Source organism: Pseudarthrobacter sp. SL88 (assembly GCF_026672455.1).
GTDB lineage: Bacteria > Actinomycetota > Actinomycetes > Actinomycetales > Micrococcaceae > Arthrobacter.
In genome coordinates this window covers 1,430,962-1,457,718 of the sequence record NZ_JAPPRD010000001.1, presented here as the reverse complement: position 1 = coordinate 1,457,718, position 26,757 = coordinate 1,430,962, and the positions used below count along the sequence as shown (strand labels likewise).

At 68.3% G+C, this 26,757-nt stretch carries 24 protein-coding genes; 7 read left to right on the top strand and 17 right to left on the bottom strand.

Annotated elements, in window-relative coordinates:
• From nadC to OVA06_RS06685, 4 genes are read right to left on the bottom strand one after another with little or no spacing between them, the layout of a single operon-like run.
• A complete protein-coding gene (nadC, locus tag OVA06_RS06700) occupies positions 1-915 on the bottom strand; it encodes a carboxylating nicotinate-nucleotide diphosphorylase (protein ID WP_268157158.1) in 915 nt (304 codons plus the stop codon).
• Complete coding sequence (gene nadB / locus OVA06_RS06695; RefSeq protein WP_268157156.1) at positions 908-2,704, bottom strand: L-aspartate oxidase; 1,797 nt, start codon at positions 2,702-2,704, stop codon at positions 908-910. The genes nadC and nadB overlap by 8 nt, the downstream gene beginning before the upstream one ends.
• Positions 2,704-4,005 carry a quinolinate synthase NadA gene (gene nadA, locus OVA06_RS06690; protein ID WP_268157154.1) on the bottom strand — a complete coding sequence of 434 codons (1,302 nt, stop codon included), beginning with the start codon at positions 4,003-4,005 and terminating at the stop codon, positions 2,704-2,706. The genes nadB and nadA overlap by 1 nt, the downstream gene beginning before the upstream one ends.
• Positions 4,002-4,712 carry an NUDIX hydrolase gene (locus tag OVA06_RS06685; RefSeq protein ID WP_200937959.1) on the bottom strand — a complete coding sequence of 237 codons (711 nt, stop codon included), beginning with the start codon at positions 4,710-4,712 and terminating at the stop codon, positions 4,002-4,004. Before OVA06_RS06685 ends, nadA begins: the two co-directional genes overlap by 4 nt.
• 237 nt (positions 4,713-4,949) lie before the next feature.
• On the opposite strand from OVA06_RS06685, the gene OVA06_RS06680 reads away from it, so the two are divergent.
• The 3 genes from OVA06_RS06680 (at position 4,950) to OVA06_RS06670 (ending at position 8,010) form a co-directional block, all read left to right on the top strand.
• Positions 4,950-6,329, top strand: coding sequence for an amino acid permease (locus OVA06_RS06680; protein WP_268157152.1), 1,380 nt, complete (start codon positions 4,950-4,952; stop codon positions 6,327-6,329).
• Positions 6,330-6,437: 108 nt separating this feature from the next.
• Positions 6,438-7,265: an alpha/beta fold hydrolase gene (locus tag OVA06_RS06675; protein WP_268157150.1), complete on the top strand. Its 828-nt coding sequence runs from the start codon at positions 6,438-6,440 to the stop codon at positions 7,263-7,265.
• 97 nt (positions 7,266-7,362) lie between these two features.
• Positions 7,363-8,010: a phosphoribosyltransferase gene (locus OVA06_RS06670; RefSeq protein WP_268157148.1), complete on the top strand. Its 648-nt coding sequence runs from the start codon at positions 7,363-7,365 to the stop codon at positions 8,008-8,010.
• A gap of 101 nt (positions 8,011-8,111) precedes the next feature.
• Here the strand turns inward: OVA06_RS06670 and OVA06_RS06665 are convergent, their stop codons facing one another.
• Positions 8,112-9,446, bottom strand: a complete 1,335-nt coding sequence (locus OVA06_RS06665) for an MFS transporter (protein WP_268157146.1) — start codon at positions 9,444-9,446, stop codon at positions 8,112-8,114.
• A gap of 276 nt (positions 9,447-9,722) precedes the next feature.
• On the opposite strand from OVA06_RS06665, the gene OVA06_RS06660 reads away from it, so the two are divergent.
• Positions 9,723-10,457: an IclR family transcriptional regulator gene (locus OVA06_RS06660; protein WP_268157143.1), complete on the top strand. Its 735-nt coding sequence runs from the start codon at positions 9,723-9,725 to the stop codon at positions 10,455-10,457.
• 41 nt (positions 10,458-10,498) lie between these two features.
• Here the strand turns inward: OVA06_RS06660 and OVA06_RS06655 are convergent, their stop codons facing one another.
• The 4 genes from OVA06_RS06655 to OVA06_RS06640 all read right to left on the bottom strand — a co-directional run bounded on the left by OVA06_RS06655 (position 10,499) and on the right by OVA06_RS06640 (position 17,241).
• Positions 10,499-11,845, bottom strand: a complete 1,347-nt coding sequence (locus OVA06_RS06655; RefSeq protein WP_442793527.1) for an MFS transporter — start codon at positions 11,843-11,845, stop codon at positions 10,499-10,501.
• Positions 11,846-11,953: 108 nt separating this feature from the next.
• Entirely contained in the window at positions 11,954-15,031 is a 3,078-nt protein-coding gene (locus OVA06_RS06650) for an AAA family ATPase (protein WP_268157138.1), read from the bottom strand.
• Positions 15,028-16,206: an exonuclease SbcCD subunit D gene (locus OVA06_RS06645; RefSeq protein WP_268157136.1), complete on the bottom strand. Its 1,179-nt coding sequence runs from the start codon at positions 16,204-16,206 to the stop codon at positions 15,028-15,030. The genes OVA06_RS06650 and OVA06_RS06645 overlap by 4 nt, the downstream gene beginning before the upstream one ends.
• 78 nt (positions 16,207-16,284) lie before the next feature.
• The gene (locus OVA06_RS06640; protein WP_268157134.1) at positions 16,285-17,241 is read right to left on the bottom strand and encodes an aquaporin; all 957 of its coding nucleotides are present in this window, start codon (positions 17,239-17,241) and stop codon (positions 16,285-16,287) included.
• 177 nt (positions 17,242-17,418) lie between these two features.
• Between OVA06_RS06640 and OVA06_RS06635 the strand changes: the two genes are divergently transcribed.
• Positions 17,419-18,501, top strand: a complete 1,083-nt coding sequence (locus OVA06_RS06635; protein WP_268157132.1) for an ADP-ribosylglycohydrolase family protein — start codon at positions 17,419-17,421, stop codon at positions 18,499-18,501.
• Here the strand turns inward: OVA06_RS06635 and OVA06_RS06630 are convergent.
• Positions 18,482-18,958 (bottom strand): DUF4395 domain-containing protein, encoded by a 477-nt coding sequence (locus tag OVA06_RS06630; protein ID WP_268157130.1) that lies wholly within the window; start codon positions 18,956-18,958, stop codon positions 18,482-18,484. The two genes, OVA06_RS06635 and OVA06_RS06630, sit on opposite strands and share 20 nt — an antisense overlap.
• A 118-nt stretch (positions 18,959-19,076) precedes the next feature.
• Positions 19,077-20,087 carry an exonuclease domain-containing protein gene (locus tag OVA06_RS06625; protein WP_261619551.1) on the bottom strand — a complete coding sequence of 337 codons (1,011 nt, stop codon included), beginning with the start codon at positions 20,085-20,087 and terminating at the stop codon, positions 19,077-19,079.
• Between the two features lie 108 nt (positions 20,088-20,195).
• Here OVA06_RS06625 and OVA06_RS06620 point away from each other — a divergent pair, with 108 nt between their 5' ends.
• The gene (locus OVA06_RS06620; protein WP_268157126.1) at positions 20,196-20,972 is read left to right on the top strand and encodes a DedA family protein; all 777 of its coding nucleotides are present in this window, start codon (positions 20,196-20,198) and stop codon (positions 20,970-20,972) included.
• A 77-nt stretch (positions 20,973-21,049) separates the two neighbouring features.
• Here OVA06_RS06620 and rdgB read toward each other — a convergent pair whose 3' ends face one another.
• The 6 genes from rdgB to clpS form a co-directional block, all read right to left on the bottom strand.
• Positions 21,050-21,703 carry an RdgB/HAM1 family non-canonical purine NTP pyrophosphatase gene (rdgB, locus tag OVA06_RS06615; protein ID WP_056085208.1) on the bottom strand — a complete coding sequence of 218 codons (654 nt, stop codon included), beginning with the start codon at positions 21,701-21,703 and terminating at the stop codon, positions 21,050-21,052.
• Positions 21,700-22,458: a ribonuclease PH gene (rph, locus tag OVA06_RS06610; protein ID WP_015937492.1), complete on the bottom strand. Its 759-nt coding sequence runs from the start codon at positions 22,456-22,458 to the stop codon at positions 21,700-21,702. The genes rdgB and rph overlap by 4 nt, the downstream gene beginning before the upstream one ends.
• A 64-nt stretch (positions 22,459-22,522) precedes the next feature.
• Complete coding sequence (locus OVA06_RS06605) at positions 22,523-23,320, bottom strand: MBL fold metallo-hydrolase (RefSeq protein WP_268157124.1); 798 nt, start codon at positions 23,318-23,320, stop codon at positions 22,523-22,525.
• Complete coding sequence (murI, locus tag OVA06_RS06600) at positions 23,317-24,357, bottom strand: glutamate racemase (RefSeq protein ID WP_442793526.1); 1,041 nt, start codon at positions 24,355-24,357, stop codon at positions 23,317-23,319. Before murI ends, OVA06_RS06605 begins: the two co-directional genes overlap by 4 nt.
• Positions 24,358-24,462: 105 nt before the next feature.
• Positions 24,463-25,029 (bottom strand): DUF2017 domain-containing protein, encoded by a 567-nt coding sequence (locus OVA06_RS06595; protein WP_268157121.1) that lies wholly within the window; start codon positions 25,027-25,029, stop codon positions 24,463-24,465.
• Positions 25,022-25,384 (bottom strand): ATP-dependent Clp protease adapter ClpS, encoded by a 363-nt coding sequence (clpS, locus tag OVA06_RS06590; protein ID WP_056085202.1) that lies wholly within the window; start codon positions 25,382-25,384, stop codon positions 25,022-25,024. The genes OVA06_RS06595 and clpS overlap by 8 nt, the downstream gene beginning before the upstream one ends.
• A gap of 38 nt (positions 25,385-25,422) precedes the next feature.
• Here clpS and OVA06_RS06585 point away from each other — a divergent pair, with 38 nt between their 5' ends.
• Positions 25,423-26,751 (top strand): nicotinate phosphoribosyltransferase, encoded by a 1,329-nt coding sequence (locus tag OVA06_RS06585; RefSeq protein WP_056085417.1) that lies wholly within the window; start codon positions 25,423-25,425, stop codon positions 26,749-26,751.
• The last annotated feature ends 6 nt before the right edge of the window (positions 26,752-26,757 follow it).

The following is a 26,757-nucleotide window of genomic DNA, read 5'->3' as shown; positions in this document are numbered from 1 at the left end:
TCACCCGACGGTCAGTTCCACGTCCAGGCCGAGGTCAAGGGCGGCGACGGTGTGGGTGAGGGCGCCAATGGAGATGATATCCACGCCGGTCGCGGCGATCGCGGCGACGGTGCCAAGGTTCACGTTGCCGCTGGCCTCCACGCGGGCCCGCCCGGCCACCAGGGCAACCCCTGCGCGCAGTTCATCGAGGCTGAAGTTGTCGAGCATGATGGTGTCTACCCCGGCCGCGAGGACGGGTTCGATCTGGTCCATCCGGTCCACCTCCACTTCAAAGTGCGTAGTGTGGCCCAGCTGGGCCTTCGCCGCCAGGAGGAGCCCGGTGAGTTTGGCGGGGTCGCCGCCGGTCATGACCGCCAGGTGGTTGTCCTTGGCGAGCACGGCATCCGAGAGGCTGTAGCGGTGGTTCGCTCCCCCGCCGCAGCGCACGGCGAACCGCTCGAGGATCCGCAGCCCGGGGGTGGTCTTGCGGGTGTCGGTGATGCGGGCCTGCGTCCCCTCGGCGAGCCGGACAAACTCGGCAGTCCTGGTGGCGATGGCGGACATCCGCTGGACCAGGTTCAGTGCCACCCGTTCGGCGAGCAGCACCGAGCGCGCCGGTCCGCTGACGCGGGCCAGGTGAGTGCCGGCGTCGAACGCCTGCCCGTCGCGTACCAGCAGGTCCACGTCCGTGGCCGGATCCACCAGCTGCATGGCGTCCCGGAACACCGTGGCGCCGCTGAAGACGCCGGCCACGCGGGCGTTCAGTACGGCTGTTGCGCGGGCCTGGGCGGGGATGAGCACCTGGGAGGTGATGTCACCGGCCGGTGCGTCCTCCGCGAAGGCGCGCTCCAGGATGTCGCGGACGGGTGCCGGCGGAAGGGTGAGGCCGAGGTCGGCGTTGGTGCGGACGTACCCGATCACGGTGGGTTCAGTCATGGGAGAGGCTCGCTTTCGGCCGGAGTGGGATGGTCTCGACAGTTTCGTCGCTGCGGTAGTGGGCGCCCAGGGAATCGCGCCGCGCCAGTGCGGCAGAGACCAGCAGCTGCGCGGCCAGGAGCAGGTTGTGGTCTTCATGCACGGCGGGGTCCGCAGATTCAGGCACGGCATCGGGACGCGCGACGGCGGCCCAGCGCGCCAGGGTGCCGGCAGCCCCGGCCAACAGCTCCCCGGACCGCAGCACCCCGGCCTTGGCAGTCATCAACGACCGAAGACCCTCGCGGGAAAAGGGCTCCAGTCCGTCCTCTGCACCTCCCGCACCGAAGCTGGACGGCCAACTCCCGCCTTGCAATATTGGGCGGTCCGCTTCGCCTTCCAAAGCAGCAGGGACCGCGAGGTGCGGCCTCGCGTTTCGTGGCAGGGGTGCGGAAGCGTGCGGCAGTTCCGGAGGTCCCGAAAGCGCCGTTGTCGCGTGAGGGTCCGCGCCGGCCGCCGAGCGTGCGAGGCGTTCGCCGGAGCGAGGCGCGAGCGCAGGCGCCGAGGGTTCTGCGGAACTGCCCTCCAGGAAGTCTTCAACGGCGCGGCGGCCGAAGACCAGCCCTTCAAGGAGGGAGTTGCTGGCCAGCCGGTTTGCCCCCTGGACTCCGGTGCACGCAACCTCCCCTGCGGCATAGAGCCCGGGGATGCTGGTGCGGGCATGGAGGTCGGTGGCGATGCCGCCCATCCAGTAATGCGCCGCCGGGGCGACGGGGACCAGTTCCCGGCTCCAGTCAATACCGGCGTCGAGGGTTTTCCGGGTCAGGGTGGGGAAACGCCGGCTCAGGAAGCCTGCACCCTGGGCTTGCTCGATGGGCCTGGCGTCAAGGTAGACATGGCCGCCGGGATTTCCGAGCTTGGCCAAGTGCAGGGCGATGCTGCGTGAGACGACGTCGCGGGGGGCCAGTTCGGCGTCCGCGTGATAGGCCTTCATGAAGCGGCGGCCGCTGGCGTCCACCAGGACGGCGCCTTCGCCCCGCACGGCTTCGGAGATGAGTAATGGCCCGTCCAGCCGGCCGGGCCGGGGAGCTGCGGCGGCTACAAGGCAGGTGGGGTGGAACTGGAAGAATTCGAGGTCTGCGGGGGCGGCCCCGGCGCGGACGGCGAGCGCCAGGCCGTCGCCGGTGGCCACAGCGGGGTTGGTGGTCTGGCCGAACAGCCGGCCTGCTCCCCCGGTAGCCAGCAGGACGGCGTCCGCGTCCAGGGACCGGAGCATCCCGTCCTGCAGGTATACGACGCCGGTCACCCGCCCGTTGCGCTCCTGCAGGGCGGTGGTGTGGGCGTGGGTGTGGACGGTGAGCGTCCCCCGGGCTGCCCGGGCCAGCACGGCGCCGATCAGCGCGCCGGCGGTCCGGGCGCCGGTGGCGTCGCCGCCGGCGTGCAGGATGCGGGGCGCACTGTGTGCTGCTTCCAGTCCGAGGGCCGGGCCGCCGTCGGGCCCTGAATCAAACCGGACCCCGAACTGCTGCAGCGCGGCAATGTCGCTGCCGGCCTCGATGCACATCAGCCGGACGGCGGCTTCATTGCAGTGCCCGGCACCAGCGCGCAGGGTGTCTGCGATGTGTGCCGCCACGGTGTCGCCCGGAGCTGGCTCCGGCAGTACCGCCGAAATCCCGCCCTGGGCGTACCAGGTATTGCTGTGCTCCAGGCTGCCCTTGGTCAGCAGCACCACGTCCGCACCGGCATCTGATGCCAGCAGGGCGGCGTACAGCCCGGCGATACCGCTGCCGACGATGGCAAGCCGGCGGCTCATCAGGGCCTCGCGGCGAGCATGCGCTCAAGGGCGGTCCGGGCGTTGTCCTGGACGGCATCATCGACGGTAATGCGGTTGACCACACGCCCTGCCACGAGTTCCTCCAGGACCCACGCGAGGTAGCCGGGGTGGATCCGGTACATCGTGGAGCAGGGGCAGATCACAGGGTCCAGGCAGAAAATGGTGTGCTGCGGGTACTCCGCGGCGAGCCGGTTCACCATGTTGATCTCCGTGCCGATCGCGAAGGTGGTGGGCTCGGTGGCGGCGGCAATGGCCTTCTTGATGAAGTCGGTGGAACCTGCGGAGTCGGCAGCGTCAACCACTTCCATGGGGCATTCGGGGTGCACGATGACCTGGACACCCGGGTGCTCTGCCCGGGCCTGCTCGATCTGCGCCACGCTGAATCGCTTGTGCACGGAGCAGAACCCGTGCCACAGGATAACCCTGGAGTCCAGCAGCTGCTGTTCTGCGTTGCCGCCCAGATCCTTGTTCGGATTCCACATGGGCATCTGCTCCAGCGGCACGCCCAGGGCCTTGGCGGTGTTCCGCCCCAGATGCTGGTCCGGGAAGAAGAGCACCCGCTGGCCGCGCTCGAACGCCCATTCGAGGACGGTCTTCGCGTTCGAGGATGTGCAGACAATGCCGCCGTGCTCGCCGCAGAAGGCTTTGAGGGCTGCGGAGGAGTTCATGTAGGTGACGGGGATGACCGGAACCCGGCCGTCGGCGTCGGGCTCCGTGCCAAAGATTTCGGCGAGCTGTTCCCAGCACTCCTCCACCGAATCGGCGTCGGCCATGTCCGCCATGGAGCAGCCCGCCGCCAGGTTGGGCAGGATGACGGCCTGCTCCGGGGTGGAGAGGATGTCCGCCGTTTCGGCCATGAAGTGCACGCCGCAGAAGATGATTGCTTCGGCCTCGGGCCTGGTCAGGGCTGCGTTGGCCAGCTGGAAGGAATCGCCCACGAAGTCCGCGTACTGGATGACCTCGTCCCGCTGGTAGAAGTGGCCCAGGACCACGGCCCGGTCGCCCAGCGTGGCTTTCGCAGCGAGGATGCGGGCCGCCAGCTCGGCGTCGGTGGCCTTTTTGTACTCCTCCGGCAGCTGGCCCTGCCGGGGGGTGGTTGCCGGGGCAACGTCCGCACTGGAGGCACCGGGACCGTAGGCGGGGATGCCGGCCAGGGCTTCGGCGAGGTCGTAGTCCCACGGCCCCTTGGCAAGGGCAGGGCTGCAGGTGCTGCCGCGGGCAGCACCGTTTTCAGCCTGCTCGCGCGTGATCAGCTGGATGGCTGTGTTGACGCTGCTCATGGTGTGCTCCTGTTGTCTGGGTCGAGGCCGGGCCGGCCGGTGTAGCGGTAGAGGCGTGGCGGGCGGTGCTTGCCGCCTTGGAGGTATTCGCCGGTTTCTTCGATTTCCGGTGTTGCCTTGAGCTGGCGGCGGAAGTTGGCCGGATCCAGTTGGCGGTCCAGGACTGCCTCATAGACTTCCCGGACCTGTGCCAGGGTGAAGTACTCGCCGAGCAGGTGGTAGGCCACTGAGCCGTAGGCGAGCTTGTTGCGCAGCCGCCAGAGGGCGTAGTCCACGATGGCGTTGTGGTCGAAGGCGAGCTCGCCCAGCCGGTCCGCACGGAACCACCGCACGTTCTCCGATTCGTCCGCGAGCGCCGCTTCCGTGGGCTGGACCAGGGCCCAGTACGCGATGGACACCACGCGCTGCGAAGGTGACCGGTGCAGCCCGCCGAAGGCGTACAGCTGTTCCAGGTAACTGGGGGCCAGCCCGGTGGTTTCCCGGAGGTTCCGTGACGCGGCGTCCTGCAGCGATTCGTCATGCGACAGCGGGCCGCCGGGAAGCGCCCACAGCCCCTTGAATGGCTCTCGGATCCGCCTGACCAGCGGCAGCCAGAGGGTGGGCCGGCCGGAGGTCTCACTCGGACGGAGCGCGAAAATGACTGTCGAGATTGCCAGCGAGGGCGGCGCGGCCTGGCGTTCAGAAACGTTTGCCGAACTGGAGAACATGGCCACACCGCCTTTCATTTCATCAGCCACAAGACCCTTTCAGGGCTCCCGCGCTAGTTATAGTCAACTTGACTCGAACTAAGTCTACGGCCTCGCCCTGCCGGATGGGAAATGTTTCTGCCGCCGCGACCGGACGCCGCCGGGCCCGCCATGTGGGCGCGGCCCCGGCGAAGAGAGTAAATTCAAGAGGTCCCACGAGGAACATCACGCCAAACCCCAAGAAGGTTCAACCGCACCATGACGACGAAGTCCGCATCCGTACGCCCGGAACGCCACCTGGGCCACACCATGAAACCCCGCCAGCTGACCATGATGGGCCTGGGCAGCGCCATCGGCGCCGGGCTGTTCCTCGGCTCCGGAGCCGGCGTGCAGGCTGCCGGCCCCGCCGTCCTGCTGTCCTACCTCGTGGCGGGCACGCTGATCATCCTGGTGATGTGGGCACTGGGTGAGATGGCCGCCGCCAACCCCAACAGCGGCGCCTTCTCGGTGTACGCCGAACGCGCGCTGGGGCGGACCGCCGGCGCCACCATCGGCTGGCTGTGGTGGCTGCAATTGGTGGTAGTCATCGCCGCAGAGGCACTTGGCGCCGCCGGGCTCCTGTACTCCGTCTGGCCCGTGGTTCCGGTCTGGGCGCTGGCACTTGCCTTCATGGTGGCGTTCACCGCGATCAACCTCGCCGGGGTGCGGAACTTCGGTGAGTTCGAGTTCTGGTTCGCCATCCTCAAGGTGGCCGCGATCGTGCTCTTCCTGGCGGTCGGTGCCGCCCTCCTGCTGGGCTTCCTCCCCAACGTCGCGTCGCCGGGACTGTCCAACATCACCTCCGATTTCGCCCCGCAGGGCCTCGGCGGGGTGGCCGCCGCACTGTTCGTGGTGATCTTTGCGTTCGGCGGCACTGAGATCGTTTCGGTAGCCGCTGCCGAGACCCAGGACCCCGAGCGCAGCGTGGGCAGGGCCATCCGCACGGTGGTCTGGCGCATCCTCGTCTTCTACATCGGCTCCGTGTTCGTCATCGCTGCGGTCCTTCCGGCCACCTCCGAAAGCCTGGCGTCCCCCTTCGCCGGCGTCCTGGACGCCGCCCGGATCCCCGGTGCGGCAACAGCGATCACGCTGGTGGCCGTCGTCGCACTCCTGTCCGCACTCAACGCCAATCTGTACGGCGCGTCCCGGATGGCCTACTCGCTCGCGGAACGCGGGGAGGCCCCGCAGTTCCTGGCGCGCCTCAGCGGGGCCAGCGTGCCGATGATTGCCGTGGCCGTCTCGGTGGCCTTCGGCTTCGTGGCCACCGTGCTGGAACTGCTCTTCCCGGACAAGGTCCTTCCCGCGCTCTTCCAGCTGGTGGGTTCAACCTGCCTGGTGGTGTGGGGAAGCGCCCTGGTGTCCCAACTGATCCTCCGGCGCCGCGCCGCCCGCGACGGCACACCGCTTCCCCTGAAGATGAAGGGGTTCCCCGCCCTGACCCTCCTGGGGCTTGTCCTGCTGGGGCTGATCTTTGCGGTGGGCTTCAGCGCCGAGGAGAGCCGGGTGCAGCTGTTCAGCACGTTTGCGCTGATTGCGGGAATTGCCCTGGCCTGCGCCGCAGGTGCCCGGATCCAAGGCCGCCGCCGCCAGTCCGAGTGACTTAAAAAACCCGGCAGCCCGGCCGGTAGAGTGGCTTGTACCTTCGGCGGCACCGCACGATCCGTGCGGACCCCCGCCACCGTGTTCGAGTTGATGAGGACTGACACCATGAGCGGCAGGCACACCGGCCAACAGCATGCGCACACCGTGGAGGGCACGGACCCCCAACTGTTCGTGGCGGTGCATGATCCCGCTGACGATGCCGGGTTGCGGCCGGTCCTGCTGCTGCACGGCTTCTCCTCCTCGGGGAAACTCAACTGGGAGGACACCGGGTGGGTGGGCGCCCTCCTGGAGGCGGGCCGCCGCGTGATCACGGTGGACCTGCCCGGCCACGGCCGCAGCGGCGCGCCGGAGGACCGTGATTCGTACTCCCCCAGCCGCATCCGCGCCGACCTGCTCCAGACAGCGTTCGACGCCGGCGTCCGCCCCTTGCAGGACGGCGATCCTTCCAGCGGGCTCGATATCGTCGGCTACTCCCTGGGATCGCGGCTGGCGTGGGAGTTTGCCTCCACCCAGCCCGAGATCGTCCACCGCCTGGTGCTTGGCGGGCCCAACATCTCCGATCCGCTGGCCGAGTTCGACCTGACGGCCGCCCAGGATTACCTGGCCGACGGCACGCCGATCGCCGACGGGTCCACCGCGCAGCTGCTGAAGATGGCGCTGCTGCTGCCCACCAACAACATCTTCGCGTTGCTCACCCTCGTGGAAGCCATCAAGGCCGAGCCCTACGATCCCGCCGAAGCCGTCCCCCATGTACCAATGCTCCTGGTGGCCGGAGACCAGGATGAACGGATCGGCAGCCTCCCCAAGCTCGCCGAGCTGGCCAACAGTACCGGGGGCATGGCTGAGCAGCTGGTGCTGCCGGGCCGGAACCACACCAATGCCGTCACCAGCAGGGCCTTCAAACAGGCGGCTATCGCCTTCCTGGCGGTCTGAGGATACCGGCACCCCGGATGACTCCGGCACCCTGAATATCCGGCACCCGTCCGGCGGTAGGCTGGAATCGCAGGGCCGGAAGAGCCTGGAGGGGCAGATGGGTACGCGATTCGAAGACCGAACCGAGGCGGGCGAGCACCTCGCCGCCGCACTGACCCAATTCCGGGAGCGGCCCGGCGCCGTGGTCCTGGGCCTGGCCCGCGGCGGGATACCGGTGGCTGCGGCCGTGGCCAAGGCCCTCTACCTTCCACTGGGGACCGTCCTGGTCCGCAAGCTGGGCATCCCGGGCCACGAGGAAACGGCGTACGGAGCACTGGCGTGGGCCCGCGGCCGCACAGTCAGGCTGGTCAACAAGCCGCTGGTGGACCGGGTGCTGGAGCACGGCGTCCGCCGCGAATGGCTGGACGAGGTGGAGGAACGCGAGCGTGCCGAGCTGCACCGCCGGGTGGGCCTCTACCCCGGAACGTCCATTGACCTGGCCGGGAAGACCGTGCTGCTGGTAGATGACGGTCTGGCTACCGGCGCCACCATGCGGGCAGCCGTGGAAGCGGTCCGCGAGAGTGGCGCTGCCGTTGTGGTGGCCGCCGCTCCGGTGGGCTCGATCGAGGCCGAGGCGTCAGTGGAGCGCGTTTGCGATGCCGTAATCTGCCTGCACCTGCCTGGCAAGTTCCGGGCGGTGGGCAGTTTCTACCGGCACTTCGAACAGCTGTCCGACGACGCCGCCATCCACTACCTCCGGGATTAGCAACGGCGGGCCGGACGCAAAGGTCCGGCCCGCCGTCGACGTCGGTTCCCCCGGGCCCCGCCGTCAAGTTTCCTTGGCCGAAGCGGGCGCGGGACTGGTGGTCAGTGGTGGGCGCTGACGCCCAGCGGGCGGCCCTTGGTTTCCTTGGCCAGCACTACCCCGATGGCGGAGATGACGCACAGCACCATGATGTAGATGCCGATGGACCCGGCCCACTTGGTGCTCTGCAGCAATGTTTCAGCGATGGTGGCCGCAAACGCGCCGCCCAGGATGGCGCCGAATGCGTAGCCGATCGAAATGCCGGAGTACCGGACGTTGGCCGGGAACATTTCGGCGTACATGGCGGACATGGGCCCGTAGGACAGTCCCAGTCCGATGGTGAGGACGAACAGTGCCACTCCGTAGAGCCAGATGTTCTTCGTGTCGATCAGGGCGAACATGGGAAGCATCCAGGCGAACACGATGGCGTAGCCGGTCAGGAACGTCTTGACCCGGCCGATCTTGTCAGAGAGCCAGCCGCCCACCAGGGTGAAGATCAGCCAGCCGAAAGATGCCAGGGTGGTGGCCAGCAGGATCTGCGGGGTGGGCATCTTGAGGGTCCTGGTGGCGTAGGAGATGAAGAACGCGATCAGCAGGTAGCCGGCCGCATTGTTGCCGATGAAGATCAGGGTGGAGTACAGGACCGGCAGCTTGTGGTTGCGGATAAGCTCGCCGAGCGGGGCCTTGCTTTCCTTCTTCCGCAATGCCATCTCCTGGAAGACAGGGCTCTCGGCCACAGCGCGGCGGATCAGGTAACCCACCACGATCAGGACGATCGACAGCAGGAACGGGACGCGCCAGCCCCAGGCAGCGAAGTCTTCCTTGGACATGCTGCTGTTGAGGAAGAAGAGCAGGCCGGTGGCCAGGATCATGCCGACGGGGACGCCGATCTGCGGGTAGGCACCGAAGAGGCCACGCTTGTTCAGGGGTGCATGTTCAACGGCCATCAGGGCGGCGCCGCCCCATTCGCCGCCTGCGGAGAAGCCCTGGATGACGCGCAGGAGGATCAGCAGGACCGGGGCCCAGGCACCGATCTGGGCGTAGGTGGGAAGCATGCCGATGAGGGCAGTTGCAGCACCCATCATGACCAGTGTGAAGACCAGCATGGCCTTGCGGCCCAGCCGGTCACCCAGGTGCCCGGCAACCACTGCGCCGAGCGGCCGGAAAAGGAAGCTGATGCCGATCAGTGCGAAGGACAGGATCTGCGCCAGACCGGGGTTTGAGTCGTTCAGCGGCGCCAGGAACAGCGGGGACAGCAGCGTTGCTGTCAGCTGGGCAAAGATGAAGAAGTCGTACCACTCGATGGTGGTGCCGACGAGCGTGCCCGCGAGGACCTTGCGCTCTTCCCTCCGTGTGCTGGGACCGGAGAGTGTATCCACCTGGGAAGGTGTGGTCATTGAAACTCCATTGTTTATTGGCGGCTTGCACCGCCGGACGCCTTCAGGATTACCGACAGAACGGTCAGTTGGTAAGTACACTACTACGAAAATGTGAGGTGCAACACGGATTCCGACTATTTCTCGCGGTGGACGCCTCGGGAAGTGAGTTCTATATTTGAACTGCATGTTCTTAAATAGAAAATTAGCTTGATCCTGTCTGGTAGACAAGGCCGCGCAGCAGACCGGGCCGCGGCCAACCCCGAACGGGACGGAAGGCGCCCTAGGATGGAAGCCATGAATCCCACCGCGGCAGCCCGGACCGAACCAGCGCCGGCGCAGGCATCAGCGTCCCAGACGCTGTCCCGCGGCATCCGCGCCCTGGAGATCCTTGCTGCCTCGCCCGGCCCACTGACTATCGCCGAACTGGCCGATGCCATGGGCGTCCACCGATCGGTGGCCTACCGGATCCTGCGCACCCTTGAGGACCATTCACTGCTGGTGCGCGACGACGCCGGAAAGGTGCAGCCCGGCCCCGGCCTTGCCGTCCTGGCACGGGGAGTGTCGCGAAACCTCCAGTCTGCGGCCCTCCCCGAGCTCACTTACCTCGCCAACACCCTGGACATGACGGCGTTCATCGCGGTCTGGGATCATCATGACTGCATCACGCTGGTCACGGTCGAGCCGCGGCATTCGGGGGCCACAGTGGCCCAGCACCCCGGCACGAGGCATCCCATCAACGCCGGGGCACCGGGCATCGCCATCCAGTCAGCGTTCACCGAGGCTGAATGGGACCGGCTGGACAGCGGCGTGGCCTACCGGCAGGAGGCCGGCGAGGCCCGCCGGGTGGGCTACTCAGCAAGCCACGACGAGGTCATCGCGGGGGTTTCCTCCCTGGCTGCCCCCATCAGGGTGCCGGGCGGCCGGCCCGCCGCCCTGGCGGTCGTCTACATCCGTTCCGCCCATGATCCCGGGGCCGTGGGTGCCGCGCTGGCGGGGAGCGCGGCGAGGATCCAGGAGCAGTTGGCCTGACCCGCCCCGCCCGTCTTCCCGCCCGCGGAGGCGCGGTGGCATCAGCCGCGGCTGCCGGTTCCGCGCTTCCCAAGGACGACGGCGGCAGCGGCGCCCAGCAGCGCCAACAGCATGGAGGCCGCGATGGGCACCAGGAAAGCAAGGTGGTGGCCACCGGCCTCTGCCAGGAAGCCGCCGGCGGCCGAGCCCAGCGCCGTGCCGGCCACGATACCGCTGGCCAGGGCGGTCATGACCGTTCCCAGCCGGCCGGCGGGCGCCAGGATGCCGCCTGCCGTAAAGACCGTCACCATCACCGGGCCCACCGGGATACCCAGGACCAGCAGCACGGCCACCATGGCGGCCAGCGAATCCGGCAGCAGCAGGAGCAGTGACAGGAGGGCCATCAGACCGGCGGACACGATCCACCGCCTTGGCAATGTGAAGCTGCGCGGCCAGTAGGCCACGGAGAGTGCCGCGGCGGCGGAGCTCAACCCCACAGCCGCGTACAGCAGTCCGGCGATTTCCGGCCCCGCGAAGGGCGCAGAGAACGAGCTGAGGGCCCCTTGTGTCGAGCCGAAGAACGTTCCCATGCAGACCATGGCGGCGACAGGCAGGGCGACGGCGGCCGGCAGCTTTCCGGCCCGGGAGGCCGGCTGCCCGGTTGCTGCCTTCCGTGCGGCGGGCCGCACTGCCCGGTGGGTTGGGTGGGCCGCGAACGCGGGTACCAGCGTGGCAGTCATCGCGGCGGCCAGGGCCAGGGGCAGCCACGGCGCCAGGAGGCTGGCCAGGATTCCCACCAGCGCCGGGCCCAGGACGAACGTGACTTCGTCGGCGGTGCTCTCGTAGGACAGGGCAGTGTCAAGGTCGGCGGCCTGCTGCGACGCCGGGCCATGCGATGCCAGCGCCATCCAGCGAACCCGGGCCAAGGGGCCTACCTGCGGGGAACTCGCACCGGAGACAAGCGCCGCCGCGATAACGGCTCCGAACAGTCCGCCGGAGGCCACGGTGGCAGTGGCCGCCAGGATCAGGGCCAGGACCGCCACCGTGTTGATGATCGCCGCGGTCAGCAGGACGGGCCGCTGTCCCCGCCTGTCGGCGAGCGCACCGAGCACCGGGGCGCCGAGGGCCGAGCCAATGCCTACAGCCCCGGCAGCCGTGCCGCCCGCCGCGTAGGACCCGCTGACGGAAGTGACCATGGTGAGCGTTCCCACCGTCAGCATGGCGAGCGGAAGCCGGGCAAAAAGGCCAAGGGGAATGAAGCTGCGGCCAGCGAGCAGGGGAAGCCGGGCAAACCGGCCGGTCCTGGCCGGTTGGGGAACGCCCGCGGCAGCTGCAGGTTGCAACGGGGATCCGGTGTCAGTTGATGCCGGGGATGGCGGCGACGTCGGTGAAGAAGTGTGTGAAGTCAATTCCGGGCTCGTTCAAATCATGCGCATCGTCCCTCCTCCCGATGCGCGCAACCCGGTAACTGGACCAGTCTACGCCTGCATCTGAACCGCGGCCCGGTCAGCTGCGGGTCAACCGGCGTCGAGCGCCTCCGAGATCCTCAGCGTGGATCCGGTCCGGTGCTTGAGCACCTGCAGTTGGGTCCCGATCCGCTGCTTCATCTCGCCGACGTGGCTGACGAGCCCCACCACACGGCCGCCATCACGCAGTCCCTCAAGGGCGTCCATGACCTGCTCCAGGGACTGCTCGTCGAGGCTGCCGAATCCCTCGTCCACGAACAGGGTTTCGATTTCCACTCCCCCGGATTCCTGCTGCACCACGTCGGCGAGGCCCAGCGCAAGGGACAGGGACGCCATGAAGGACTCGCCGCCGGACAGGGTGGACGTGTCACGGCGGTGGCCCGTCCATTGATCCACCACTTCCAGGCCCAGCCCGGATTTGGCCCCGCGGGCCGCTTTGGCGTCAGTGTGCTGCAGCAGGTACCTGCCGTCACTCATCGCCACCAGCCGCTCGGACGCTGCAATGGCAACCTGTTCCAGGCGGGCTGCGAGGACGTAGCTGTTCAGGCTCATCCGGTACGTGTTCTCGCCCCTGCCGGCCGCTGCGTCCGCCAGCCCCGCCAGCATCCGGGCCCGCTCCGCCGGTTCCCTGGCAGAACCTGCCAGCGCGGCGTAGTCCTGGCTGATGGACGCCAGCGATGCCAGGCACCGTGCGGCCATTCCGGCGGCGAGGTCTGCCTGGCGCGCCCGTTCGCGGGCCTCCGCAGCTTCCTTTTCGAGCCCCGTGAGCCGTTCCTCGCTGGGTTCAAATCCTCCGGATTTCTCTTCCGCGGCGCGCACCAGGTCCTCGGCAGCGAACAGCTCCCGCACCCTGGCTGCCTCATCCTGGCCGGCACGGACGTCGGCCTGGAGTCCGTCGGCCTCCGTGCTGTCGAGGAGTTGGCCGCGTGCTTCGTTGGCCGTCGCGAAGCCGGCCGACGGCAACGCCAGCTCGAGCTGTTCACGGGCGTCGTCCGCCTGTGACTGCGCCGCTGTCAGTGCGGCCTGCGCTGCCACGGCCTTGTCGAGCACAGCCACTGCGCCCTCCAGCGAGCGCAGGCGCCGGGCCAGGCTGGGACGCCCGGCCCGCAGACCGGACAGGGCCTCGTCCAGCGCAGCGGCCTGGTCAGATACTTCTGCCAGAGATGACTCTGCCTGTGCCAGCCCCGCATCAATTCCGGCCTTGGCGGCTGCTGCCTCGGCAATTCCAGCATCCAGGGCCTCAAGTTTTCCGCGGACTTCTGAAAGTTCGGCTGCCGCGCGCTCCGCCTCAGCAGCTGCAGTACGCGCTTCTCCGGCGGCGGCCAGGGCCTCTTCCTCGGGAGTGTCGCCGCCCTGCCCGGCAAGAACTGCCACCGACTGCTCAGCGTGGGCCAGTTCGGCGCCGACCCGGGCAAGGGCCCCGTCCGCAGCCTCGTAGGCAGCGTGTGCTGCTTCCTCTGCCTGGGCCAGCCCGGGGCCCTGGCTGCCGCCGGCCGCAGGTGCGGGATGCTCCGCGCTGCCGCACACCGGGCACGGGTCACCGGCCTGCAGTTGGGCGGCAAGTTCCGCAGCGGCATGGGTAAGCCGCTCCTCCCTCAGGTCCAGCCATTGCTGCTTGGCCTCCAGTTGGCGTTCCCTGGCCGCATCGCAGCGCAGCTTAACCGCATTGCGCGCCGCGACAGCTGAAGCGTGGCGGCGCACCACATCCAGGAGCTCTCCTGCTGACGCGGCTTCCTTGCTGCGCAGCGGAGCTGTTCCCGCCAGCAGCTCCAACGGCCCCAGCCCGGCTTCGAGGCCTGCCCGTTCGTCGAGGAGGGCCGCGGAGCGGACCCCGAGCTTGGCTCCGGCTGCCTCCAACTCTGCCTGTTTCCTGCCAAGTTCGGCGTGACGCTTCCGCAGGGCCTGCAGCCTGTCTTCGTCCGGAAGGCGCGCCTCCACGACGGCCAACAGGGAGCGGAGCCGGCCCAGTTCATCGGCGGCAGACGCCGTGACGGATGCCGGCAGGGAAGCTGCACTGCTCCCGGCCACGGCGCCGTCCGTAAGTTCCAACGGGGCCAGTTCGGGGTCGTCGTCAGCGGCAAGACGGAGGAACGTCAGTGCCGATTCCGCGGCCCGGGACGCACTGGCCACCCTGGCCACAGCACTGTCAACGTTCTTCAGCTGGCCCTCGAGGACTTCGGCCTTACGGTGCCGCGCCAGGCGGGCCGCAAGTTCTTCGAGGCGGGGAGCCGCATCCGATACAGCATCCCGCCGCGCTTCGGCCGCTTCAAGCCTGCGCCGCCGTTCGCGGCGTCCGGTTTCCTCATCGACAGCCAGCGTCCGCACGGCCGCCGCCGCTTCGGCGTCCGCCGCGGAACCGCGAAGTACCTCCAGGCGTTGCGCGACGGCTCCTTGCAGCCACTCCAGCCGTTCGGCCGCGTTGTCCGCCGCCGGGGCGCCATCCACCGCCAACTCCAGGGAGGCGGCCTCGGATTCGGCACGCGCAGTGAGCAGTTCCAGTTGTCCCGACAGTGCAGCAACACTTTCCCGGGCCGCCAGCGCCTCCCGGGAGAGCTCCTGTTCCAGGGCTTCGAAGCGCTGGGTACCAAAGAGCTTCTGCAGCAGCTCGAGCCGGTCGGCAGCCTTCGACCTGAGGAAGGCGGCAAAGTCACCCTGCGGGAGCATCACCACGCGGGTGAACTGATCGCGGTCCATCCCCAGCAGCGCGGTGATCTCCGCACCGGCCTCGTCATTGCGGGCTGACTTTTCCACCCAGGCGCCGTCAACACGCTCCCGCAGGAGCGTCTTTGCCTGCTGCGTGGTAAAGCCGTTCCTGCCGCGCGCGCTCGGCTTGTCCCAGGCGGGCGAACGGGTGGCTTCGAAGCGCCGGCCCTGCGCCGAGAATTCCAGGGTCACCGCAGGTTCCTGCGCGGGTTCGGCATGGTCGCTCCGGAGGCGTTTGCCGTCCTGCCGCGCACCAGGCACAGAGCCGTACAGGGCAAAGCAGATGGCATCCAGGACACTGGTCTTTCCTGCACCCGTTGGCCCGTTCAGGAGGAACAGTCCGTGCCCGCTCAGCCGGTCAAAGTCAACGTCCTCGGTCCCGGCGAAAGGGCCGAAGCCAGAGATGCGAAGGTGGTGGATCCTCACAGTGCCGCCTCCTGGAGCCGGACGTTCTCCAGTGCGGCCGCGAGCGCTGCCTTCTCGGCATCGTTCGGCGTTCGGCCACGGACATGTTCGAGGAACCCACAGCACACTGCGAGGTCGTCCGGGGCTTCGGCGAGCCTGCTGCTGTAGCTGGTGGACAGCGCCGGTGTGCCACCCTGGGGGTCGAAGCCCAGCACCAGGGTGTCCGGGAACCTCGCCCGGAGCCGCTCCATGGCGCGTGCCGGACGTTGGTCATCCGTCAGTGTGACCTGGCAGTAGGCGGTCTCGGCCCATGCATGCTCCGGTGACTCCAGCAGTTCCGCCAAGGGACCCCGCAGGACCGCCAGGGCGCGCGGCGCGTCCCACAGCACTTCCTCCACAGCCGTGACGCCGTCCGGGCCGAGGTCCACCAGCCAGGCGCCTTTGCTGTGGTTGGCCTCGGAGAAGGAATAGGCCAGCGGTGAGCCTGAGTACCGGACCTGCGGCGAAAGGGACTGGCGTCCGTGCAGGTGGCCCAGCGCCGTGTAGCTGAAGCCGTCGAACAGGTCCAGCGGGACTGCTCCCACCCCGCCGATACTGAGTTCACGTTCGCTGTCCGAGCTGATGCCGCCGCTGGCGAAGGTGTGGGCCAGGACCACTGACTGGACCACAGCGGAGCCGGCGCGCCGCGCGATGTCCTCCCGGATCAGAGTGGTGGCAGCGCTGGTGACGTCGAAATGGCTGGCCGCCTCCACACCCAGCGGTTCGGCCACGAGCCGCGGTTCCAGCCAGGGGATGCCGTAGATGGCGGCGACGGCATCCCTGCCGGCCGCATCCGGGCCCAGCGGCAGAAGCAGCGGCTTGTCCAGGTCTTCCACGCGTGTCCGCAGGTGCACTCCCCCGCGTTCGAGCAGCCGGGCCGCAAAGCCCAGGCGGATGGCGGAGTCATGGTTGCCGCTGGTGAGGACCACCTTTGCCCCGGCGGCCGTGATCCCCACGAGGGCCTCATCCAGCAGGCGCACGACGTCGACGCCAGGCAGGGCGCGGTCGTAGACGTCCCCTGCGATCAGGACAACGTCGACCCCGTGATCCGATACCGCCGCCACGAGCTGGCTGACGAAAGCACGCTGGGCATCAAGCATGCCCACGCCGTGGAAAGACCGGCCGAGGTGCCAGTCCGATGTGTGAAGTAACCGCATCGTTCTAAGCTATCGGCTGCCACCGACAGTTTGCGCCAGCGCCGCAACCCGTCCGTGGCATCCCACAGCAAGGGGCCCTCAGCCCCGCTTGCCGTCGAAGAACTCCTGGGCCTCGCTGGCGGCGCCGCCGGTGGACCCGGCCGCACGTTCCGGCCGCCCCGGGCTGCGTGCTTCCCCGGCGGCGCCGGCTGTGGCGTCCGTGCCGGCCCCCGCCGCAACCTCAGGGCGCCCGTCCAAGGCGGCATCGTCGTCGGACGCGTCCCCGGCGGCGGGCGCGGGCGCCGCCGTGCCGCGGAAGATGCGGAACAGCAGGCCTGCGATGGCCGCACCCGCAAGCGGCGCCACCAGGAAGACCCAGACCTGTTCAACGGCCCAGCCTGAGCTGAAGACGGCGGACGCCAGCGCCCGGGCGGGGTTGTAGGGCAGGTTTCCCACTGCCTGTCCCAACTGCAGGAGGGCGGCGAAGGTCAGGCCCACGGCAAAAGGTGCGACGACAGCCCCGGCCTTTTCGCGGGCGGCAGCTCCAAGGAAGACGGCAACGACGATGGCCGCACCCAGCACCTCGAGGAGCAGTACCGCGGCCACGGGCGCCTGGATAATCGAGTGCTCACCGAAACCGGCGGTGACCGTATCGAAGGCCGTGCGGCTGTCCGCGATGCCCGGCAAGGTGCGCAGTACCGCGAACAGCACCAAGGCCCCCACCACGGCGCCGGCCAGCTGGGCAACGGCGTAGGCGGCTGCCGCGCCGGCACGCATCCGCCCGGCGAGAAGGTGGCCCAGGGTGATGGCCGGGTTGAAGTGCCCGCCGGAAACGTGCCCCACCGCGAGCATCGCCGCTGTCACGGCGAGGCCGGCTGCCAGGGCTGCGGGAAGGGGGCTGGACTGCGGGATGCTGAACAGCGGCACGCCAAGGCCCGCGACGGCGATGAAGAGGCTGCCGAACGCTTCGGCGCCAAGCCTGGGCAGCAGGCCCGGACGGACGGCGTCGGAAGTGCCGGGAAGGGCATCGTGTCGGTCAGGAACGGTAGTGCTCATGATGGGACCTTTTGGGTAGGGGCCAGGGGTGCTGCCGCCGGGCAACCCCAGTATTCTTCCAGCCCCGGCTGGGCGTTGGCTGGACACCAACCGGACGCCGGCTCCGCCGCGCGTCCGGCGGAGCCGTCCCTCGCAACTGCTTTCCGGCCCGCGGTACGCCCACGGTAGATTTGCAGCATGAGCTCAGACACTGGCGTGCCCGCACTGAAGTCCCGCATCCACGGATGCCTGCTCGGCGGCGCACTCGGCGACTCCCTCGGCTACGAAGTTGAATTCGATCCGATTGCCGACATCCGGCGCCGCTTCGGCCCGGACGGGCTGCGGGACTTCGCTGCCATTTCCGGCAGCACCCACATCTCCGACGATACGCAGATGACCCTGTACACCGTGGACGGCCTGGTTGAAGCGCTGGAGTGGGCCAACTCGGGAGTCGGCGCCGACGTCAACGCGTGCCTGTGGCTGGCCTACCTGCGGTGGCTTGCCACCCAGGGCGAGGATGCCGGGCCCGCGGCACCGGCCCCGCAGGCCCGCTGGATCGACGGGCAGGCTGTCCTGCACCAGCGCCGCCACCCCGGCCGGGCCTGCATTTCCGGATTGGTAACCGGAGAAATGGGAACTTCCTTCCGGCCCGTAAATCCGGACTCCAAGGGCTGCGGAACCGTCATGCGTTCGGCACCTTTCGGGCTGGTGCCACACGTGACGCACGACGCCGTCTACAAGTTGAGTGCCGACGCCGCCTCCCTGACGCACGGGCATCCTTCGGCGCGGCAGAGCGCCGGGGTGTTCAGCCTCCTGATCCACCGCCTCATCGCAGGCGAAGCTTTGCACGATGCGGCTGCTGCGGTAACTGCCCACGCCGCCAGCATCACCGGCGTGGCGCCCGAACTGCCCCAGCGTCTTGAGGTGGCGCTGCGGCTGGCGGCCAAGGGCATTGTCGCGCCCGAGGAACTCGTGGCCGAACTTGGCGAGGGCTGGGTTGCGGAGGAGGCGCTCGCCGTCGGACTTTACGCCGTGCTGGCCACCCGCCCCGCCGATGACGCAGCCGCGGACACTCCCGTGCGGCACTTCCGCGACGCCGTGGCACTGGCCGTGAACCACAGCGGCGACAGCGACTCCACGGGATCCGTGGCGGGCAACATCCTGGGCGCCTACTACGGCGAGGCTTGCCTGCCGGAAGAGTGGCTTGACGTGCTCGAGGCCCCGGAAGTAATCCGGGGCATGGCGGACCTCCTGGTGAAAGTCACAACCGGCGAAGGCTGATGTTGTTGCACGCTTCGCAGACGTCCTCCGGAATCAATCCGCGGCGCTGAAGCCAGCCGAAGATCACGCAGCCCAGGCAGAACGCCAGGAATGCCTCCAGCGAGGCCGCCACGATCAGGACGCCCAGGACAGCCCACGACGCCGGTACGGCACCGGCGATGAACAGGATAAGCGCCGCGGTGGACACCACCGCGCCCATCCCCTGGGCGAACCGTTTAGCCGGTCCGGCCACGAGCTTGACCTTGCCCAGCCGCGGCGTGATGACCTTCACAGACAGCAAGGCCAGCGGCGAGATCCGCGGGCCGAACAGCAGCCTCAGCCAGAAGCCCGCGGCGATGGCCGCCAACCCCCAGACGGAACCGCTCAACGCGGTGCCAATCGCCGCGAGCACCACCAGGCCTGCAGTGACGCGGGCCGCGTACTCGTTAACGGGGTTGGGGAAGGCGAAGAGGCTCATGGTGCAAGGCTAGGATCGGGCCGCTGCCGGGGGAAAGGATTGTTGCTTCCCGTGAACTCCATGCGGTGGGGAAACGCCGCTTGGCCTGCCTGCGGTGGCAGCTTGGCATGCAGGGAGGCTACGCGGTTGCTGCGCCCGCCATGCTCCCCACCATCTGCAGGAACTCCCCCTCGGACAGCACCTCAATGGCCTGCCCGCGGTCGTGGAGCTCAAGCACCCTGCGGGCCTTGCCCGTCAGCCGCCCGGAACGGAGGTCCGCGGCTACGAATCCGTCACCGACCACCAGGACTGTGGTCCTGCCGGTCACCCGGCTTTCCGTCCGGGCGCCGGCCTCGGCCGAACGGACCTTCGCCTCCGGCCGCCCGATGGACAACTGACCGGTGAAGACCACTGTCTGCCCGTAGAGGGGATGGCCGGGCTCCGCATCCGGGTTGGGCTCGGGGTTGGGGCCCTCGTCCGGCCAGCCGGACTGGAAGGGCCGGACCAGCGCGGCCCCGTTCCCCGACCCGCCGGCAAGGGCGGTCAGGCTTTGCTTGGACAACTGGTCCACCGCCGGATCGAACGCGTGCTGCCGGGGCATCACGAGCCCCAGTGAAAGATAGAGCTCGGCCAGGCTGTTGGCCCCGTTGCGCCGGGCGATGTCGATCAGGATACCGGCGCAGGCACGGGCATCCTCCGCGGCGTCGTGGTGCCGGAGCAACGGGACGCCGGCCTCCTCCGCAGCGAACGGCAGGGAGTTGGACACCAGGGAGTAGCACCGGCGGGACAGCATCACGGTGCAGACGTAGTCGTACGCGGGGCCGGGAAGTCCGGAGACCTCCAGGGCCGAGCGGATCACACCCAGGTCGAACGCGGCATTGTGGGCTGCCAGCACGTCGTCGCCGATGAAGGCCCCGATTTCAGGAAACAGGTCACCGAAGCGGGGCCGGCCCGCAACGTCCGCGGCGGTGATGCCGTGGATCCGCACGTTGTGGTACTCGAAGTGGTCATGGTCCGCCGGTGGCCGCATCAGCCACGCCGCTTCCTCCACCACCCGGCCGCCGCGGACTTTCGTCAGGCCCACTGCACAGGGAGAGCCCCTGAAGCCGTTCGCCGTTTCAAAGTCAATCGCCGTAAAGTCCAAACCCACGCCAGCAACCTTACCGCCGGAAGGCGCCCGGACCAGACAGGCTGCCGGCCAGTCCGGACCGCCCGGCGCAGGCCCGTCAAGTACCCTTGAAGGGTGAACTTTCCCCTGATGAACGACCTTGCTGTGTCCATGCTGGGCGGTGCAGGACCGGTCCAGCCGCAGCTGGCTTCCTTCCTCCCCGACTGGCTGAACCCCCAGATCTTCCTGGCAGATCCTGCCCTGGCGCCATGGGTGGTCCTGCTGGTGTGCGGCATCGTCTTCGCGGAGACCGGCCTGCTGGTGGGCTTCTTCCTCCCCGGCGATTCCATGCTGTTCACGGCGGGCCTGCTGGTTGCCACGGACACCATCAAGTTCAACGTGTGGCTGCTTGCCCTGCTGATTGTGATTTCGGCCATCATCGGCAACCAGACCGGCTACTTCATCGGGTCCAAGGCGGGCCCTGCCATCTTCAACAAGCCGAATTCGCGGCTGTTCAAGCGGGAAAACGTGGAGAACGCCCACGCGTTCTTCGAAAAGCACGGCGGCAAGGCACTGATCCTCGCCCGCTTCGTCCCCATCATCCGGACTTTCGTGCCGGTCATCGTGGGCGTGGCGCAGATGGACCGCAAGAAGTTCTTTCTCTACAACGTCATCGGTGCGGTGCTCTGGGGTGGCGGCGTGACGCTGCTCGGCTTCCTGCTCGGTGACAAGGTCCCGTGGGTGCGGGACAACCTGGACGTCATCTTCATCGCCATTGTGCTGGTATCTGTGCTGCCCATCGGCATTGAGGTCCTGCGCGGCATGTCCGCCAAGCGGCAGGCCCGGGCCTACGGTACCGACGCCGTGGACGAGTTCATTGAGGAACACACTCCGGAGGACGAACACAAGACTCCCCGCCACCCCTAGGGGCGGATGGCGAAAGGCGCGGTCCCCCTTGACGGGACCGCGCCTTTTTTCATGTATTTTTCCGGGTCAGCCCGGCCTCAGGCGGGCTGCGCTTCCAGTGCCGCCACGATGGACGGCAGCAGGGCACGGAAGGCCTTGCCGCGGTGGCTGATGGCGTTCTTCTCCGCGGCCGACAGTTCGGCACAGCTGCGGTCGTGGCCGGCCGGCTGCAGGATGGGGTCATAACCGAAACCGCCGGCCCCGCGAGGCTCACGCAGCAGGACGCCCTCGAGCTGCCCGTACTCCACCACCTCGCGCGTGTCCTCCCCCTCGGCTGCCGGGACAGCCAGTGCCGCCGCACAGACGAACGCGGCACCGCGGTGCTGGTCCGGCACATCGGAGAGCTGGCCCAGGAGGAGATTGAGGTTGGCTTCGTCGTCGCCGTGCCTGCCGGACCACCGCGCGGAGAAGATGCCCGGCGCGCCGCCCATGACATCGACGGCGAGGCCCGAGTCATCGGCGATCGCCACCAGGCCCGTTGCTTCAGCGACGGCGCGGGCCTTCAGCAGCGAGTTTTCGGCGAAGGTGACGCCCGTTTCGACGACGTCCGGCGCACCCGCCGCAGCCGCATCCACCACCTGGGTGTCGACGTCGAGCCCCGGCACCTGGCCACGGAGGAGCTCGCGCAGCTCCCGCAGCTTGCCCTTGTTGTGCGTGGCAAGGACCAGCCGCGGGGTGGCCGCAGCACTCACAGGGTGTCCGCCAGCGTCTCGCGCTGGATGGCGGCGAGCTGGGTGGTGCCCAGCAGCGCCAGGTCCAGGAGCTGGTTCAGTTCGTCCCGGTCGAAGGGCGCGCCCTCGGCGGTGCCCTGGACCTCCACGAATTTGCCGGAACCGGTGACTACAACGTTCATGTCCGTCTCAGCCCGGACGTCCTCGACGTAGGGCAGGTCCAGCATGGGAACGCCGTCGATGATGCCGACGGAGACGGCAGCGATGGTGTCAGTCAGCGGCTGGGCGTTCCGCGCGATCAGCTTGTTGTCGCGGGCGAAGCGGATGGCGTCGGCGAGGGCCACGTAGGCGCCGGTGATCGCCGCGGTCCGGGTGCCGCCATCGGCCTGGAGGACGTCGCAGTCCAGGACGATGGTGTTCTCACCGAGGGCCTTGGTGTCGATGATCGAGCGCAGGGACCGGCCGATGAGCCGGGAGATCTCATGGGTGCGGCCGCCGATCTTGCCCTTGACGGACTCCCGGTCGGAGCGGGTGTTGGTGGCGCGCGGGAGCATGGCGTATTCGGCGGTGACCCAGCCCCTGCCCTCCCCCTTGAGCCAGCGCGGGACCCCGGCGGTCAGGGAAGCGGTGCACAGGACCCTGGTGTTGCCGAATTCGATCAGCGCCGAACCTTCAGCCTGGTTGGACCATCCGCGGGTGATGCTGATGGGCCGGAGCTGGTCGGGGGCGCGGCCGTCGGCGCGCACAATGGGCACTGCAGTTGCTTCAGAAGTCATGCCTTTAGCTTATCGAGTGCCAGGGCCCGGTCCGCCCCGGCAGCCGGGCAAGCTGAACCGGCTGCTAGATGGTGTAGTGCACTCCGGCCACGGCCACGGCCACATCACCCGGGAAAACCGGGCGCGCTTCAGCCATGACGGTGGTCTGCGAGGTCCAGACAGGAATGTGGGTCAGCAGGAGCCTGCGGGCGTTCGCAGCCGCTGCTGCTTCGCCGGCGCGCTTGCCGGTGAGGTGGACATCCTTGATCCCGTCATCGCGGCCTTCCTCGAAGGCCGCCTCGCACAGGAACAGGTCGGCGTCCTTCGCTGCCTCTTCCAGGCCGGGGCAGGAGTCCGTATCCCCGGAGTAGGTGAGCGTCCTAGCCACCAGGTTGCCGTCCTTGTCCGGTTCCACCACCTCTACCCGGAGTGCGTACGCCTCCTCCACGGGATGGTTCACGGCGTAAGGCGTCACCGTGAAGGGGCCAACCGTAACGGGCTGGCGTTCGCTCCAGTTGGTGAAGTCGAATTCCTCGTGCATCCCGGGGTCCAGGTCCAGCCCGTACGCGGTGGCCATCCTGTCGGCGGTGGCGGCCGGCCCCCAGACGGGAATGCGGCCGCGGTCCCAGCCGCCGGGCTTCCAGCGGACGGCGACGTGCAGTCCGCACAGGTCCATGCAGTGGTCCGGGTGCAGGTGGGTGAGGAAGATCGCGTCGATGTCCTCCAGGTCCGTGTAGCGCTGGATGGCGCCGAGCGCACCGCTGCCGAGGTCCATGACCACTTTCCAGGTCCGCTCCCCGTCGGTGGCCGTCAGGAGGTAGCACGATGCCGGGGACCCGGGGCCGGGGAACGAGCCGGTGCAGCCGACGATGGTGAGCTTCACAGGCCGGTCCCCCCGGTGCTGCCGGCGGGGCCGGTGTCCGCAAGAGCGCGGTCCACGAAGTTGGAGATCCGTGGCCGGGTCCGCGCGCTCTGGGCGGCGGCGATCATTTCGGGCGTGATGCGGGCCAGGCTGCCCGTGGGGTACTGGGCGGCAACGTGGTCCACGTGGCGGACGGACAGCACCTCGGGCCCGAGGAACCGCCTGGCCAGTGTCTCGAACTGCGCGGCATCGCCGGTGGCCACGAAATGGTGCTCCGGCGGGGCGGCCGCCGTGCGCTGCAGGTTGTTGGTTGCCAAGGCGCGGTAGACGTCCTTGGCGGTTTCCTCGGCGCTGGAGACGAGGGTGACATCCGCCCCCATGACGTAGGAGATGACGCCGGTCAGCAGCGGGTAGTGGGTGCAGCCCAGCACCACGGTGTCCACGCCCGAGGCCTTCAGGGGTGCCAGGTATTCCTCGGCAACGGCAAGCAACTCCGGCCCGGTGGTGATGCCGGCCTCGACGTAGCTGACGAACTCAGGACAGGCCACGGAGGTGATATGCAGGTCCGGGGCTGCGGCGAAGGTGTCCTCGTATGCACGGGAGCCGACAGTGGCGGAGGTGCCGATGACGCCCACCCGCCCGGAGCGGGTGGCCGCCACGGCTCGGCGGACCGCGGGCTGGATGACTTCAATGACAGGGATGCCGTACTTGGCCGTGTACCGTTCGCGGGCGTCCCGGAGCACCGCGGCCGACGCCGAGTTGCAGGCTATGGTGAGCAGCTTGACGCCGGAGTCCACCAGTTCGTCCATGACGCCGAGGGCATTGGCGCGGACTTCGGCGATGGGCAGCGGCCCGTAAGGCCCGTGCGCCGTATCTCCCACGTAAAGGATGGACTCATTGGGCAGCTGGTCGATGATGGAGCGGGCCACCGTGAGGCCGCCTACGCCGGAGTCGAAAACGCCGATGGGCCGGGTTTCCAGCGCCGCTGCGGGAAGGGCGCTGGCTGCGGACGCCTGTGCAGCGACCGCTGACGGCTCCTTGCTCGAGGCTGTTGTCATGATTATTCGAGGATAGGTCTTCCCTGAAGCCTCAGCCATCATGTTGTGGCCTGGAACTCGTGTCTGATGTGTCACAGGCCCGGCTGCCGGCGTGGCGGCGGCCGCTCACCGGCGGGTTTCCATGGACTGCAGCATGGCCTGCACCAGTGATTCCTGCAGCCAGGTGGTGAAGTTGTAGACCAGCGCCAGGTAGCTTTCCACGTCTTCGGCCTGGGACCAGTCCTGCATCAGGTGGACGTGTTCGGCATCCTGTTCGTCGCGGATGTCCAGCCGTTCGGCCAGCACCAGGCGGACGTCGTTCAGCGCGGCGGACCAGTGCTTCGCGCCCTCGCTGGTCAGGACGATCTCGTCCTTGTCCAGGTCCAGCGCCGCGGCCCGCAACGCTCCGATCTTGGTTTCCCGCAGCGAGCGCTCGGTGAGCTGGCGGAACTCCAGCGAGGCGGCGCCGTCGTCCTTGACCACGTTCGGCAGCAACCGCCTGACCGCACGGTCGGTGGGCTCCACCACGTCCATGTCCAGCCCGATAAGTGCCGCCAGCGGGTCCTGGCCTTCGCGTTCCTCCGGCTGCAGCATGGAGATGACATCGGCAATCAGGCTCCGCAGGAGTTCGCGCTCGGTTGGTTCCAGGAATCCGGTGATGCCCTTGAGTCCGTACTTGAATGCCTTAGCCACGTTTCCCCTTGCCCTGGCCGGAGTTGCCGGACGTGCCGCTTGCCTTTTCCACGGTGGCCCACAGCCCGAAGCCGTGCATGGCCACCGCGTGGCGCTCCACCTGTTCCTTGCTGCCGTGCGTCACGATGGACCGGCCCTTCTTGTGGACCTCCATCATGAGCTTGTTCGCCTTGGTCTCCGAATATCCGAAATAGCTTTGGAAAACGTAGCTGACGTAGCTCATGAGGTTGACGGGATCGTTCCAGATCACCAGGTTCCAGGGGATGTCCGGGGCGGCCAGGGTGTCTGTGGACTCCGCTGTTCCGGTCCGGGTGCCCTCCTGCGTGTCAGGGCCGGGCGCAACGCTAATGGTCATCTGTCCATTCTATGGGGCTGGCTACTAGAGTGATTTTCGTGAGTACCTCTGCCGGCTGGGACCATCCCCGCACGTCCTTTTATACAGACCACTACGAGCTGACCATGCTGCAGGCTTCGCTCCATTCCGGCGCGGCCCACCGCAAATCGGTGTTCGAGGCCTTTGCCCGGCGGCTCCCGGACGGCCGCAGGTACGGCATCGTGGCAGGCACGGGCCGGCTGCTGGAGGGCATCGCCAACTTCCGCTTCGGCGAGGCGGAGCTGGATTTCCTGGCCCGTACCAAGGTGGTGGATGACACCACGCTGGAGTACCTTGCCTCCTACCGGTTCTCCGGTGACATCTGGGGCTACGCGGAGGGTGAGGCCTACTTCCCCAATTCCCCCATCCTGATCGTCGAGGGTACGTTCGCCGAAGCCTGCATGCTGGAGACGTACATCCTGTCCGTCCTCAACCACGACAGCGCCATCGCTTCTGCCGCGTCGCGCATGGTCAGCGCGGCCGGCGGCCGCCCCTGCATTGAGATGGGATCGCGGCGCACCCACGAGGAAGCGGCTGCTTCGGCCGCGCGTGCCGCCGTGATCGCCGGCTTCGGCAGCACCTCCAACCTTGAGGCCGGCATCCGGTACGGCATCAAGACGGTGGGCACCGCCGCGCACTCGTTTACGCTGCTTCATGACACCGAACGCGAAGCCTTCGAGGCGCAGATCGCTTCCCTCGGCGAGGGCACCTCCCTCCTGGTGGACACGTACGACGTCGAACAGGCCGTCCGCACGGCCGTGGACATTGCCGGTCCCCGGCTGGGTGCAGTGCGGCTGGACTCGGGCGACCTCGTGGCCCAGGCCCAGTGGGTCCGCCGGCTCCTGGACGACCTCGGCAACGAGAACACCAAGATCATGGTCACGTCCGATCTCGACGAGTACGCCATCGCCGCCCTGCAGTCCGCTCCGGTGGACGCCTACGGTGTGGGCACCTCGCTGGTTACCGGTTCGGGCGCCCCCACCGCCAGCATGGTCTACAAGCTGGTCAGCCGGACGGGCGATGACGGCGCGTATGTGTCCGTGGCCAAGGCCGCCAAGAACAAGGCCAGCGTGGGTGGGCGCAAGTATGCGCTGCGCAAGCTGGACAGCCGTGGAACGGCAACGGCGGAGGTGGTGGGCGTGGGCCACCGCCCTGAAGACGACGGGAACGACCGCGTCCTGCTGCAGCAGTTCATGAAAAACGGCGAGCTCCTCCCGGGCTGGACCGGGCACGAAGGAGTAGTGCGGGCGGCCCGGCGGCACGCCGATTCCATGGCCGAACTGCCGCCGGTGGTCAACCGGCTTCAGCGCGGCGAGGCAGCAATCCCCACCATCTATGAAGAGAACTGAGGAGGA

Bases quoted from the DNA above. Each gene is read 5' to 3' on its own strand.
- rph (WP_015937492.1), bottom strand. From the start codon at position 22,458: ATGACTTCTGAAGCAACTGCAGTGCCCATTGTGCGCGCCGACGGCCGC.
- OVA06_RS06665 (WP_268157146.1), bottom strand. From the start codon at position 9,446: ATGACCACACCTTCCCAGGTGGATACACTCTCCGGTCCCAGCACACGG.
- nadB (WP_268157156.1), bottom strand. From the start codon at position 2,704: ATGAGCCGCCGGCTTGCCATCGTCGGCAGCGGTATCGCCGGGCTGTAC.
- OVA06_RS06685 (WP_200937959.1), bottom strand. From the start codon at position 4,712: ATGTTCTCCAGTTCGGCAAACGTTTCTGAACGCCAGGCCGCGCCGCCC.
- clpS (WP_056085202.1), bottom strand. From the start codon at position 25,384: ATGACCATTAGCGTTGCGCCCGGCCCTGACACGCAGGAGGGCACCCGG.
- OVA06_RS06635 (WP_268157132.1), top strand. From the start codon at position 17,419: ATGAGCTCAGACACTGGCGTGCCCGCACTGAAGTCCCGCATCCACGGA.
- OVA06_RS06660 (WP_268157143.1), top strand. From the start codon at position 9,723: ATGAATCCCACCGCGGCAGCCCGGACCGAACCAGCGCCGGCGCAGGCA.
- OVA06_RS06645 (WP_268157136.1), bottom strand. From the start codon at position 16,206: ATGCGGTTACTTCACACATCGGACTGGCACCTCGGCCGGTCTTTCCAC.
- OVA06_RS06640 (WP_268157134.1), bottom strand. From the start codon at position 17,241: ATGAGCACTACCGTTCCTGACCGACACGATGCCCTTCCCGGCACTTCC.
- murI (WP_442793526.1), bottom strand. From the start codon at position 24,357: ATGACAACAGCCTCGAGCAAGGAGCCGTCAGCGGTCGCTGCACAGGCG.
- OVA06_RS06680 (WP_268157152.1), top strand. From the start codon at position 4,950: ATGACGACGAAGTCCGCATCCGTACGCCCGGAACGCCACCTGGGCCAC.
- OVA06_RS06620 (WP_268157126.1), top strand. From the start codon at position 20,196: ATGAACGACCTTGCTGTGTCCATGCTGGGCGGTGCAGGACCGGTCCAG.
- OVA06_RS06670 (WP_268157148.1), top strand. From the start codon at position 7,363: ATGGGTACGCGATTCGAAGACCGAACCGAGGCGGGCGAGCACCTCGCC.
- nadA (WP_268157154.1), bottom strand. From the start codon at position 4,005: ATGAGCAGCGTCAACACAGCCATCCAGCTGATCACGCGCGAGCAGGCT.
- nadC (WP_268157158.1), bottom strand. From the start codon at position 915: ATGACTGAACCCACCGTGATCGGGTACGTCCGCACCAACGCCGACCTC.
- OVA06_RS06675 (WP_268157150.1), top strand. From the start codon at position 6,438: ATGAGCGGCAGGCACACCGGCCAACAGCATGCGCACACCGTGGAGGGC.
- OVA06_RS06630 (WP_268157130.1), bottom strand. From the start codon at position 18,958: ATGAGCCTCTTCGCCTTCCCCAACCCCGTTAACGAGTACGCGGCCCGC.